Consider the following 11,657-nt stretch of genomic DNA (forward strand, 5'->3'; position numbering starts at 1 on the left):
CCCGGCACCTGACAACCGCAATCGCCCGACCCGCTGCACGCGATGAGGGTTCCGCGCGCCGGGCGATTGCTCATCCCACGCCGAAAGGCGTAAATCAGCTACCGGCTCCGGTCGCGGCTGGATGAAATACCAGTGGCAGGTCAGGATGAGCATATCCTGAAGCAGCCGGTCCATCAGGCCGGGGTGCGCGTCTGTGTCCTGCGCCCGGGCGGGGCTCAGGGCCAGCACCAGCAGCAAGACGGCGGCAAAGGTCCTCATCGGCCGATGATAGCGCGTCAGAGCGAAAGATCCACGCTGACCGGAAAATGATCCGAGGCCTGCAACAGCGCCTCGCGCAGCTCCGGCACCTTGTAGCAGCCCGGGTCATCGAACGGGTGCCAGATCCGCCAGGCCGGGGCCTGCACGCACAGATCGGGCGAGACCAGGACGTAATCCAGCATCGCCGAGAAATACTGACCCGCATCCTTCAGATAGAACCGCGCCGAGGAGGGCTGCGCCGCCGCATGCCCGCGCCGGAGCCGCACATGCGGGTCGCGCAGGCGCCGCTCCGGCGGCAGATCCTCGCCGACCACGATCTCCAGCCCCGAGCGCCCGAACAGCTGCTCGTATTCGTCGAGCCCCGGACCATCGTTGAAATCCCCGAGCACCACCACCGCATCGCCCGCGCCGAGGCACTGGTCCACCCGCCGGCGCAGCCAGATGCATTCCGCCAACTGCTTGCGCCGGTTCTCGATCGCGAGGCGGACCTGCGAGACCGGGTCCAGCTCGCCGTGCTGCCCCTTCGACTTGATATGCACCCCGATCAGCCGGATCTCGCGGCCGGATTTCGTCCGCAGCACCGCCTCCAGCGGCGGCTTGCCGAAGGTGACCACATCGAGCCGGTCATCGACATCGAGGTCGATCTTCAGGCTGCGGTCGAACCGCGGCGCCTCCTCGCTGCCCTCCATCGGATCATGCACGGCGCTGACCACATCCGGATCGTAGAGCAGCGCGATCTCCTGCTGGGTCTCGTTCGGAAAGCCGATCAGGGCGCGGCGCTGACGCAGGCCGAAATAGCGCGCGAAGGCCTCCAGCTGCTCCACCGTCTTGTGATGGGCGTTGTTGTCCGGCGCCTCCACGATCAGGAACACATCCGCATCCACCGCGGTGAACACGATCCCGAGCGCGCCCAGCTGCTGCGACCGGCTCACCCCATAGCGCGCCGAAAGCTCCGCATCGTCCAGGATCCGGCCGCGGCGGTCGAACAGGCTGGTGAACCACTCGACGTTATAGGTTGCTATGCGCAAGGCCGCCGTCCCGTATCGCCTCCCAGGCCCGGTTCAGCGCGATCACCCGCGCTTCGGCCAGGCGCACGGCCTCCTCGGGCATGCCGCGCGCGATGGCGCGGTCCGGATGCGCCTCGCGCACGGCCTGCTTCCAGTGGCGGCGCACCTCCTCCACCGGGGTGCCGGGCGGCAGCTCCAGCACCGTCCAGGGATCGGGCTCGGCATCCGTCACATGCGCGGCCCGGATCGCGCGGAAGCAGGCCTCCTCCACCCCGAAGATCCCCGCCACCTCGCGCAGGAAATATTCCTCCGCCTCGTGGTAATGGCCATCGGCCACGGCAATCTCGAACAGGCCATCGAGCACGTCTTTCAGCGCCTGCGAGCCCGGCCCGAACATCGTGGCGATCTTGCGCGCGTAATGATCGAAGCCCGCAATATCCGTGCGCGCCAGGTTGAAGACGCGGGCGGCATGGCCCTCTTCCTCAGGCGGAATATGGAAGATCCGGCGGAATGCGGTGACCTCGTCGCGGGTGACCTGACCATCGGCCTTGGCCATCTTCGCGCCAAGCGCGATGACCGCGATGGTGAAGGCGACGGAACGTTCGGGAGGCGCGCGCAGGCTGTCGAACACGACCGAAAGCCCTTCGCCGCGCGCAAGCGCCGCAAGGGCCTGCGCGATGCGGCTCCAGAGCGAGAGTGGTTTGTCCATGCCCGGAGGATAACGCCTCAGAGTAGCTTTTGCATCAACACAAGATCGACATAGCGGCCGAATTTGTACCCGGCCTCGCGCATGCGCCCGGCTTCCTCGAAACCAACGGCCTGATGGAACGCGATCCCGGCGGGGTTCTCCCCCGATACGCCCGCCACCAGCAGGTGCACCCCCTGCCCCCGCGCCACATCCTCGAGCGCCGCCATCAGCGCCCGGCCGGTGCCGCGGCCGCGCGCGGCGGGCGCGAGGATGATCGTATGCTCGGCCGAGCGCAGATAGCCGCTGCCCTTGCGGAACTGGTCATAGCTCGCGAAGCCCAGTATCTGCCCGGCCTCTTCGGCCACCAGGAAGGCAGGCCGCGCCGCGATCAACGCCGCAAGCCCCGCCGCATCGTGCAAGGTGGCGGAGAAGGTGATCATCGTGTCGCGGATCACCGGGTTCCAGAAGGCCAGGATCGCCGGCGCATCCGCGGCGGTGGCTGGGCGGATGATCATGGCGGCCCTCCCAGGATGGCAAAGGGGGCCGAAGCCCCCTTTCCTCATTTGCGTGCGGTGCGGATCAGGTCGAGGATCTCGCGGGCGGCGGCGGGAATGTTGGTCCCCGGCCCGAAGATCGCCTTCACCCCGGCGGATTTCAGGTATTCATAGTCCTGCTGCGGGATCACGCCGCCGCAGATGACGATGATATCGCCCGCATCCTTGGCCTTCAGCGCCTCGATCAGCTTCGGCGCCAGCGTCTTGTGCCCGGCGGCCAGCGACGAGATCCCGACGACATGGACGTCATTGTCGATCGCATCATCGGCCGCTTCCTCCGGCGTCTGGAACAGCGGGCCGACGTCGACGTCGAAGCCGATATCGGCGAAGGCGGTGGCAATCACCTTGGCGCCGCGGTCGTGCCCGTCCTGGCCCATCTTCACCACCAGCATCCGCGGGCGGCGGCCCTCTTCCTGGGCGAACTGCTCCACATCGGTCTGGATCTGGGCAAAGCCCGCGTCGCCCTCATAGGCGGCGCCATAGACCCCGGCCAGCGTCTTCACCTCGGCGCGGTGGCGCCCGAAAATCTCTTCCATGGCAGACGAAATCTCCCCGACAGAGGCGCGCGCGCGCGCAGCTTCGACCGCGGCCTCCAGAAGGTTGCCGCCCTCTTTCGCGCGCCGGGTGATCTCTGCCAGAGTGGCCTGGCATTTCGCCTCGTCCCGGGCTGCGCGGATCTTCTGCAGCCGCGCGATCTGGTTGTCGCGCACCGCCGCATTGTCGATGTCGAGGATGTCGATCGGGTCTTCCTTCGTCAGGCGGTATTTGTTGACCCCGACGATGACCTCATCGCCGCGGTCGATCATCGCCTGCCGGCGCGCCGCGGTTTCCTCGACGCGCAGCTTCGGCATACCCGAAACCACGGCCTTGGTCATGCCGCCCATCTCCTCGATTTCCGCGATGAGCTTCCAGGCTTCCTCGGCGAGCTGCGCCGTCAGGCTCTCCACATAATAGGAGCCGGCGAGCGGGTCGATCACACGGGTGATGCCGGTTTCCTCCTGCAAGATCAGCTGCGTGTTGCGCGCGATGCGGGCGCTGAAATCGGTCGGAAGCGCGATCGCCTCGTCGAGCGCATTGGTATGGAGCGATTGCGTACCGCCAAGCGCCGCCGCCATCGCCTCATAGGCCGTGCGCACGACGTTGTTGTAGGGATCCTGCTCCTGCAGCGATACACCCGACGTCTGGCAATGCGTGCGCAGCATCAGCGACGAGGCCTTCTTCGGCGCGAATTCCGTCATGATCCGGTGCCACAGCAGGCGCGCCGCGCGCAGCTTCGCCACCTCCATGAAGAAGTTCATGCCGATCGCGAAGAAGAAGCTCAGCCGGCCTGCGAAAGCATCCACGTCCATGCCGCGGGCCAGCGCCGCGCGCACATATTCGCGCCCGTCGGCCAGCGTAAAGGCGAGCTCCTGCACGAGGTTCGCGCCCGCTTCCTGCAGGTGGTAGCCCGAGATCGAGATCGAGTTGAACTTCGGCATCTCGTCCGAGGTGTATTCGATGATATCCGCAATGATCCGCATCGAGGGTTCGGGCGGATAGATATAGGTGTTGCGGACCATGAACTCCTTGAGGATGTCGTTCTGGATCGTGCCAGAGAGCAGCTTGCGGTCCACGCCCTGCTCTTCGCCGGTGACGATGAAATTCGCGAGGATCGGGATCACCGCGCCGTTCATCGTCATCGAGACCGAGACCTTTTCCAGCGGGATGCCGTTGAACAGGATCTTCATGTCCTCGACGCTGTCGATCGCGACGCCGGCCTTGCCGACATCGCCTACCACGCGGGGGTGGTCGCTGTCATAGCCGCGGTGGGTGGCGAGGTCGAAGGCGACAGAGACGCCCTGCTGCCCGGCCGCCAGCGCCTTGCGGTAGAAGGCGTTCGATTCCTCGGCGGTGGAGAAGCCCGCATATTGCCGGATCGTCCAGGGGCGGCCGGCATACATCGTGGCGCGCGGGCCGCGGGTGAAGGGCGCAAACCCCGGCAGCGAGCCCAGATGATCCAGCCCGTCGAGATCTTCGGCCGTATACAGGGGCTGCACCGGGATCCCTTCGAGGGTGTTCCAGGTCAGGCTGTCGAGCGGCTTGTCCTTCAGCTCCTTCTGGGCGAGCTTGGCCCATTCCTCTTTCGTCGTCATCGAACGATCCTTTCCTCCACCGCCCGGGCGCTGCCCCGGCCTCGCATTGATTTCTCCGCGCCCCGGACGTGGCACGGAAGGGATATGTCGCCTATATCTGACGGAGAGGAGGCCCTGATGACCCGTATTCTCCGCCTGGCCGCGCTGGTCGCCTGCATCGCCCCGGCGGCGCTGGCGCAGGATTTTGCCCCGATCTCCGGCAGCGATGTCCGGCTCGAGGATTTCATCTGGTCGCGGCGTCCCGTCGTGGTCTTTGCCGACAGCCCGGCGGACCCGGCCTTCGCCGAACAGATGCGCGCGCTGGAGGCGGGCTGGCCCGCACTCGCCGCACGCGACGTCGTGGTGATCACCGATACCGATCCGGCGGCGCGGGGCGCCGTCCGGCTGGCCCTGCGTCCGCACGGCTTCTCGCTCGTGCTGATCGAGAAGGACGGCTCCATAGCGCAGCGCCGCCCCACGCCCCGCGATGCGCGCGAAATCTCCCAGGCCATCGACAAAATGCCGATCCGGCGCGAGGAGATCCGCACGCAGCAGGGCGGCCGCACGCCCGGCCTGTAGGCCGGACGCAGAGCCACCCCGGGGGCGCGGGCGGCCGCCACTTATTCGAACTCCATGATCACATCGTCGACCTTGAGGCTCGCGCCGGGCGCGGCATTGACCTTCTTGACCACGCCCTTGCGCTCGGCCCGCAGGATGTTCTCCATCTTCATGGCTTCGACGGTGGCCAGCGCCTGGCCCTCCTGGACCTCGTCGCCCTCGGCCACGTTGATCTTCACCACCAGGCCCGGCATCGGGCAGAGCAGGAATTTGGACGTGTCCGGCGGCAGCTTCTCGGGCATCAGCTTGGCAAGCTCCGCCGCCCGCGGCGTGCGGACATGGACCTTCAGGTCGGCGCCGCGCACGCGGATCCGGTAGCCCATCGGGATCGGGTTGACCTTGAGGACCAGCGGCGCGGAATCGATCAGGAGCTCCGCGAGCGACTTGCCCGGCGTCCAGTCGGATGCCACGCGCAGCTTCGCGCCATCGGCGAAGGTCACGGTCGAGCCATCCGGATCGGCCTGGACATGGACCGCGAATTCCTCGCCCTGCAGGCTCACCACCCACTCGTCGCCGACCTTGCGCTCATGGTTGCCCAGCGTGCCCGAGATCCGCGACAGGCGGATTTCCGAAACGCGGTTCATCGCGGCGGTGGCCGCAACGACCTGGCGCAGGGTGGCGGCATCGAGCGTGACGCCCTGGAAGCCCTCCGGATATTCCTCGGCGATGAAGGCCGTGGTCATGTTGCCGGAGGTGAAGCGCGGATGGTCCATCACAGCGGCGACGAAGGGCAGGTTGTGCCCGATCCCCTCCACCTCGAAGGTATCGAGCGCGAGCCGCATCTCCTCGATCGCCTCGGTGCGGGTGGGCGCCCAGGTGCAGAGCTTCGCGATCATCGGGTCGTAGTACATGCTGATCTCGCCGCCCTCGAAGACGCCGGTATCGTTGCGCACCGTGCCACCGCGGACGGTATGGCCCTCCACCGGCGGCTTGTACTTGGTCAGACGGCCAATCGAGGGCAGGAAGTTGCGGTAGGGATCCTCAGCATAGAGCCGGCTTTCCATCGCCCAGCCGTGGATCTTCAGGTCTTCCTGCTTGAACGGCAGCGGCTCGCCATTGGCGACGCGGATCATCTGCTCCACCAGGTCGACGCCGGTGATCAGTTCGGTCACCGGATGCTCCACCTGCAGGCGGGTGTTCATTTCGAGGAAGTAGAAGTTGCGGTTGCCGTCGACGATGAATTCCACCGTGCCCGCGGAGGTATAGCCCACCGCCTTGGCCAGCGCGCAGGCCTGCTCGCCCATCGCCTTGCGGGTGGCTTCGTCGAGGAACGGCGAGGGCGCCTCCTCGATGACCTTCTGGTTGCGGCGCTGGATCGAGCATTCCCGCTCGTGCAGATAGACGCAATTGCCGTGCTTGTCCGCCAGCACCTGGATCTCGATGTGGCGCGGCTGGGTCACGAATTTCTCGATGAAGATCCGGTCGTCGCCGAAGCTGTTCGCGGCTTCGTTCTTCGAGGATTCAAAGCCTTCGCGGGCTTCCTGCGCATTCCACGCGATCCGCATGCCCTTGCCGCCGCCGCCGGCGGAGGCCTTGATCATCACCGGATAACCGATCTCGCCCGAGATCTTCACCGCCTCGTCGGCATCGGCGATCAGGCCCATGTAGCCCGGCACCGTCGAGACACCGGCCTCCTGCGCGAGCTTCTTCGAGGTGATCTTGTCGCCCATCGCTTCGATCGCGGGCGACGGCGGCCCGACGAAAACGACGCCTTCCTTCTCCAGCGCGGCGGCGAAATCCATCCGCTCCGACAGGAAGCCATAGCCCGGGTGCACCGCCTCTGCGCCTGTCTTGCGGATCGCATCCATGATCTTGTCGATCACGATATAGGACTGGTTCGCGGGCGGCGGGCCGATATGGATCGCCTCGTCGGCCATTTTCACATGCAGCGCATTGGCATCGGCATCCGAATAGACGGCCACCGTCTGGATGCCCATCTTGCGCGCGGTCTTGATGACGCGACAGGCGATCTCGCCCCGGTTCGCAATCAGGATCTTCTTGAACATGTCAGTCCTTTCCCTCTGACGCGGGCGGCAGCGCCCCGCGCCTCTCCTTCAGATCGTTGAAAACAAAGATGCCACCGGGGCATGCAGCCCCGATGGCATCCAATAGCTGTCGCCGTGCCGCCCGGGGCGGCTGCGCACTCAGCGGTAGCAGCGCCCGCCGATACCGGCGTTGCAGCTGGCGCCGCCGGCCAGCGCGCCGATCGCGGCGCCTGCGACGATGTTCTGATCCGTCGCGTCGGCGATGAGTGCTCCGGCACCGGCCCCCGCAAGCGCGCGGTTGCCCTGCGTTTCCATGCAGCCCGCGAGGGTGCTGACGGCGAGAAGAGAGAGAACGAGAATGCTGCGCATGTGAAGTTGCCTTCATAGAGGGTTGTTATCCCCCTCAGATCTAGCGCCTGCGCCGCCGAAGAAAAGGCCGAACCGCCCGTTTTTCCATCTGCGCCGCGCCGATCGGCACAGGCTTGCCGACAGCGGAGCGCCGCCGAAAAATGCGGCCCGGCGCAGACGCCGGACCGCAAGGCATAGGAAGGGGTAGGGATGTGATGCGCAGCGGCCGCCCGCTGAGACAACCGATCCGCACGATCAGACTGCGACTCGATCGCGGCTTTGGCAAAGCCAAATCCACGCATCGTCTGCAGGCAGGCAACAATTTGCCGGATATCGTGCAGGAGCGGCTGCGACATGCTCAATCCTCCTCCTCTTCATCGTCCCAGACGAAGGCGTCCGGGTCTTCGAAGACCTCGGGGAAGGATGCCTGTGCGCGCTTGACGTCGATGCGCAGAAGCTGGCTATAGGACGCCGGTTCGAACGGCTCCTCGGCGGCCACCACCTCGCGCCCGATCAGCCAGGAAAGCCGCCCGGCATCGAGATTGCCGCGCTCGAACGGCTCCTCGCCGAAATAGTCCCACAGCGCGGCCATAAAGCCCGCATCGGCGCGCCGGTCCGGCGCGGCACGGTCCCTGAACCGCTCACGGCGGATGATCTTGGTCGCGCCCGCCTTGTTGGCACGACGGATGGTAAACTGGAAATCTGTTCCCGGCAGGCGCCCGGGAAAGCCGCGGTGTTTGATCATGCTGCAACCTCCTGCGGTGCGGGATCGCACGGGCGGGGGAAGCGGCGCAACCGGATTGCGCGGGAGACTGCGATGAGGAGGTTGCGTCCGGCGGGCAAATGCCGCGCACCGGAACGCAAGGGAAGGCCGGGGGCAGCGGCCAGGCCCTGCCCCCGCGCGCTATTACTTGTACTTGCCGGTGTAAGCCGGTTCGGTGGTGACCGGCGCCGGAGCCGGCGGCGGTTCTTTCTTCGCGCAAGCAGCAACGCCAACAACGGCGACGAGAGCGACAGCGATGAGAGCTTTCGACATTTCTTACTCCAGTGAGGCCAGACGCAGGTTACCCCAAAGTCCGGTTCCCCAATCATGCCATGAGTCGGACAATTCCGACCCACGGCCACGATATATTGCGTTTTCCGGAGGTTGAAGCCGTGATCGACAATGCAATGCCGATGTGGCGCGAATGCATCAGTCGCATGAATGTTCGCAGCAGACGGCGCTGCGCGAAGCGAATCACGCCCGCCCTGCCCCGCTTCTGCCCGAACCGCATCACGCATCAGAACAATTCCCACACACAACTTCCATCAGCGATGGAATAGGCTTCGAAGTATTGCACCACGCCCTCGTCCGCCTCCCCGAAAGGTACCGAACGCTCCGAGAGCGAGATGATGATCTGCGCCGGTTTAGGCCCCGGGCTCGGCACGCGCGGCAGTGCGAAATCGTTGCACAATGCCGCCATGTCCTGCTGGGCGACTTCGGCGGAGACCGGATTTGCGCCCCCGATGGCGGGAGCGAGAAACCGGAACCGCAGCGTGAGGCCCTCGGGCCCCTGGGTGTCGTGCAGGGTTTCGATCCAGTGGATTTCCTCCCCGGACGGCACCGCGATCGCGGCATCCCGGGCGGAGGCGGGCCAGGCAAGCGAGAGCATCGTCAGGGCGGCGCAAACCACCCCTCTCATGACACCCAACCGCCCGGCCCCGCGCCCCATTCCGCGCCCCTCAGAGCGGAATGTTGTCGTGCTTCTTCCAGGGATTGGAGAGCTTCTTGCTGCGCAGCGAGGCGAAAGCGCGTGCGACCCGGCGACGGGTCGAGCGCGGCTGGATCACCTCATCGATGAAGCCGCGTTCGGCCGCCACGAAGGGGTTGGCGAAGCGGTCCTCGTAATCCTTGGTGCGGGCCGCGATCTTCTCGGCATCGCCGAGTTCGCTGCGATACAGGATCTCGACCGCGCCTTTCGCGCCCATCACCGCGATTTCCGCGGAGGGCCAGGCGTAGTTGAAATCGCCGCGCAGGTGCTTCGAGGCCATAACGTCATAGGCGCCGCCATAGGCCTTGCGAGTGATCACCGTAACTTTCGGCACCGTCGCCTCGCCATAGGCGAAGAGCAGCTTCGCGCCGTGCTTGATGACGCCACCATATTCCTGCGAGGTACCGGGCAGGAAGCCGGGCACATCAACCAGGGTCAGGATCGGGATCTCGAACGCATCGCAGAAGCGCACGAAGCGTGCAGCCTTGCGCGAGCTGTCGATATCAAGGCAGCCCGCGAGAACCATCGGCTGGTTCGCGACGATGCCAACCGTCTGCCCCTCGATGCGGACAAATCCGGTGATGATATTGCCCGCGAAGTCCTTCTGGATCTCATAGAAATCGCCCTCATCGGCGATCTTCAGAATGAGCTCCTTCATGTCATAGGGCTGGTTCGGGTTCGCCGGGATCAGCGTATCGAGCGAGGCTTCGACCCGGGCCACATCGTCGAAGAAGGGGCGCACAGGGGCCTTCTCGCGGTTCGAGAGCGGCAGGAAATCGATCAGGCGGCGGGTCTCCGCGATCGCCTCGACGTCATTCTCGAAGGCCAGATCGGCGACCGAGGATTTCTTCGTATGGGTGGACGCGCCCCCCAGCTCCTCAGCGGTCACGACCTCATTGGTCACCGTTTTCACCACATCCGGGCCGGTGACGAACATGTAGGACGTGTCCTTCACCATGAAGATGAAGTCGGTCATCGCCGGGCTGTAGACCGCGCCGCCCGCGCAGGGCCCCATGATCAGCGAGATCTGCGGCACCACGCCGGAGGCCATGATGTTGCGCTGGAAAACGTCGGCATAGCCCGCGAGCGAGGCCACGCCCTCCTGGATCCGCGCGCCGCCCGAATCGTTCATGCCGATCACCGGGGCGCCGTTCTGCATCGCCATATCCATGATCTTGCAGATCTTCTCGGCATGGGTCTCGGAGAGCGACCCGCCGAAAACGGTGAAGTCCTGCGAGAAGACATAGACCATGCGGCCATTGACCGTGCCCCAGCCGGTGATGACGCCATCCCCCGCGGGCTTCTCCGCCTCCATTCCGAATTCGACGCAGCGATGCGCCTTGAACATGTCGAATTCTTCGAACGAGCCCTCGTCGAGCAGGAGCTCGATCCGCTCGCGCGCGGTCAGCTTGCCCTTCTTGTGCTGGGCTTCGATCCGACGCTGCCCGCCCCCGAGGCGCGCCGCGGCACGGCGCTGCTCGAGCTCGCTCAGAATATCTTTCATGGATTCCCCTCCAGAAGTTTGGCGGAACACTAGCTCCACGCAAGAATGTTACAAAGCGAAATGGAGAAAATTTGCAAATTTTTTTGGGGATCAATGGTGCGAATTGCAATCATGCAAATTTCTTATCCGACCTGTCGAGCGGAGCCAGAGTCGAGCTGAAACATTTAAGCGGTAGTCCATTGACTCGCATCTTCGCGATTTCGGCGGCACTTGTGACGACAGAAATCACCCCTAAGTTTTACAAAAATTACAATTAATCAATAATTTATATAAATATTGCATAGCAGCCCCATCACTTATCCCGGCCTTCGGGGCGGACGGGCAGCCCACGCCACCCCCGGTAATTCTCCTTCTTCAAAGAAGGCTCAGGCAGCCATCTTCAGTTTCCACGCGAGAGAAATGCCAACGATTTGAACCGCTCCGGGTTTGCCGGAGGCTGATTTCGGTTAGTTACGCGGCCACGGGTTCAGCGTCCAGAGCCGCGTAAAAGTTGGCCTCTGCTTCGGCGGGCGGGATGTTTCCTATCGGCTCCAGCAGGCGACGGTTGTTGAACCAGTCCACCCATTCGAGTGTGGCATATTCCACCGCTTCGAAACTGCGCCAAGGCCCGCGACGATGGATGACCTCGGCCTTGAACAGCCCATTGATCGTCTCGGCCAGCGCGTTGTCGTAGCTGTCGCCGACACTGCCGACTGAAGGCTCGATGCCTGCTTCCGCCACCGGGCTTTCCGCGCCGCGCGATCAGTGCCGTCAATTCTCGGGCAACGCGGCGGCCGGAAATCGAGGTGTCGACGACCGCGGCCAAGCTCTCCTTGGTGACATCGTCGATGACG

11 protein-coding genes and 3 pseudogenes are annotated in these 11,657 nt (G+C 65.0%); 2 read left to right on the forward strand and 12 right to left on the reverse strand.

All coding sequences use genetic code 11. The features are described from left to right. A pseudogene (locus ACOMG5_RS16695) lies at positions 1-125 on the forward strand (IS3 family transposase); the annotation flags it as partial. A gap of 150 nt (positions 126-275) precedes the next feature. Here ACOMG5_RS16695 and ACOMG5_RS16700 read toward each other — a convergent pair. From ACOMG5_RS16700 to scpA, 4 genes are read right to left on the reverse strand one after another with little or no spacing between them, the layout of a single operon-like run. Next, positions 276-1,286, reverse strand: coding sequence for an endonuclease/exonuclease/phosphatase family protein (locus tag ACOMG5_RS16700; RefSeq protein ID WP_420344920.1), 1,011 nt, complete (start codon positions 1,284-1,286; stop codon positions 276-278). Next, positions 1,267-1,974: a TerB family tellurite resistance protein gene (locus ACOMG5_RS16705; RefSeq protein ID WP_420344921.1), complete on the reverse strand. Its 708-nt coding sequence runs from the start codon at positions 1,972-1,974 to the stop codon at positions 1,267-1,269. Before ACOMG5_RS16705 ends, ACOMG5_RS16700 begins: the two co-directional genes overlap by 20 nt. A gap of 17 nt (positions 1,975-1,991) precedes the next feature. Next, entirely contained in the window at positions 1,992-2,468 is a 477-nt protein-coding gene (locus ACOMG5_RS16710) for a GNAT family N-acetyltransferase (protein ID WP_420344922.1), read from the reverse strand. A 44-nt stretch (positions 2,469-2,512) separates the two neighbouring features. Then, positions 2,513-4,639 carry a methylmalonyl-CoA mutase gene (scpA, locus tag ACOMG5_RS16715; RefSeq protein WP_420344923.1) on the reverse strand — a complete coding sequence of 709 codons (2,127 nt, stop codon included), beginning with the start codon at positions 4,637-4,639 and terminating at the stop codon, positions 2,513-2,515. 117 nt (positions 4,640-4,756) lie between these two features. On the opposite strand from scpA, the gene ACOMG5_RS16720 reads away from it, so the two are divergent. Beyond that, positions 4,757-5,197, forward strand: coding sequence for a DUF4174 domain-containing protein (locus ACOMG5_RS16720; protein ID WP_420344924.1), 441 nt, complete (start codon positions 4,757-4,759; stop codon positions 5,195-5,197). 41 nt (positions 5,198-5,238) lie between these two features. Here the strand turns inward: ACOMG5_RS16720 and ACOMG5_RS16725 are convergent, their stop codons facing one another. From ACOMG5_RS16725 to ACOMG5_RS16760, 8 genes and pseudogenes are all read right to left on the reverse strand, one after another. After that, entirely contained in the window at positions 5,239-7,242 is a 2,004-nt protein-coding gene (locus ACOMG5_RS16725; RefSeq protein ID WP_420344925.1) for an acetyl-CoA carboxylase biotin carboxylase subunit, read from the reverse strand. A 138-nt stretch (positions 7,243-7,380) separates the two neighbouring features. Continuing rightward, on the reverse strand, positions 7,381-7,590 hold the full coding sequence (locus tag ACOMG5_RS16730; RefSeq protein ID WP_420344926.1) for a hypothetical protein: 210 nt from the start codon (positions 7,588-7,590) through the stop codon (positions 7,381-7,383). Between the two features lie 337 nt (positions 7,591-7,927). Next, positions 7,928-8,314 (reverse strand): hypothetical protein, encoded by a 387-nt coding sequence (locus tag ACOMG5_RS16735; protein ID WP_420344927.1) that lies wholly within the window; start codon positions 8,312-8,314, stop codon positions 7,928-7,930. 162 nt (positions 8,315-8,476) lie between these two features. After that, the gene (locus ACOMG5_RS16740; protein ID WP_420344928.1) at positions 8,477-8,605 is read right to left on the reverse strand and encodes a hypothetical protein; all 129 of its coding nucleotides are present in this window, start codon (positions 8,603-8,605) and stop codon (positions 8,477-8,479) included. A gap of 244 nt (positions 8,606-8,849) precedes the next feature. Then, positions 8,850-9,251 carry a DUF6497 family protein gene (locus ACOMG5_RS16745; protein WP_420344929.1) on the reverse strand — a complete coding sequence of 134 codons (402 nt, stop codon included), beginning with the start codon at positions 9,249-9,251 and terminating at the stop codon, positions 8,850-8,852. A gap of 40 nt (positions 9,252-9,291) precedes the next feature. Then, on the reverse strand, positions 9,292-10,824 hold the full coding sequence (locus ACOMG5_RS16750; RefSeq protein ID WP_420344930.1) for an acyl-CoA carboxylase subunit beta: 1,533 nt from the start codon (positions 10,822-10,824) through the stop codon (positions 9,292-9,294). 450 nt (positions 10,825-11,274) lie between these two features. Beyond that, a pseudogene (locus ACOMG5_RS16755) lies at positions 11,275-11,544 on the reverse strand (integrase core domain-containing protein); the annotation flags it as partial. After that, positions 11,543-11,657: pseudogene (locus ACOMG5_RS16760) on the reverse strand (IS3 family transposase); the annotation flags it as partial. The pseudogenes ACOMG5_RS16755 and ACOMG5_RS16760, both read right to left, overlap by 2 nt.

This window comes from Paenirhodobacter sp. (assembly GCF_041916475.1).
Taxonomy (GTDB): Bacteria; Pseudomonadota; Alphaproteobacteria; order Rhodobacterales; family Rhodobacteraceae; genus Rhodobacter.

Bases quoted from the DNA above. Each gene is read 5' to 3' on its own strand.
- ACOMG5_RS16705 (WP_420344921.1), bottom strand. From the start codon at position 1,974: ATGGACAAACCACTCTCGCTCTGGAGCCGCATCGCGCAGGCCCTTGCG.
- ACOMG5_RS16710 (WP_420344922.1), bottom strand. From the start codon at position 2,468: ATGATCATCCGCCCAGCCACCGCCGCGGATGCGCCGGCGATCCTGGCC.
- scpA (WP_420344923.1), bottom strand. From the start codon at position 4,639: ATGACGACGAAAGAGGAATGGGCCAAGCTCGCCCAGAAGGAGCTGAAG.
- ACOMG5_RS16720 (WP_420344924.1), top strand. From the start codon at position 4,757: ATGACCCGTATTCTCCGCCTGGCCGCGCTGGTCGCCTGCATCGCCCCG.
- ACOMG5_RS16725 (WP_420344925.1), bottom strand. From the start codon at position 7,242: ATGTTCAAGAAGATCCTGATTGCGAACCGGGGCGAGATCGCCTGTCGC.
- ACOMG5_RS16730 (WP_420344926.1), bottom strand. From the start codon at position 7,590: ATGCGCAGCATTCTCGTTCTCTCTCTTCTCGCCGTCAGCACCCTCGCG.
- ACOMG5_RS16735 (WP_420344927.1), bottom strand. From the start codon at position 8,314: ATGATCAAACACCGCGGCTTTCCCGGGCGCCTGCCGGGAACAGATTTC.
- ACOMG5_RS16740 (WP_420344928.1), bottom strand. From the start codon at position 8,605: ATGTCGAAAGCTCTCATCGCTGTCGCTCTCGTCGCCGTTGTTGGCGTT.
- ACOMG5_RS16745 (WP_420344929.1), bottom strand. From the start codon at position 9,251: ATGAGAGGGGTGGTTTGCGCCGCCCTGACGATGCTCTCGCTTGCCTGG.
- ACOMG5_RS16750 (WP_420344930.1), bottom strand. From the start codon at position 10,824: ATGAAAGATATTCTGAGCGAGCTCGAGCAGCGCCGTGCCGCGGCGCGC.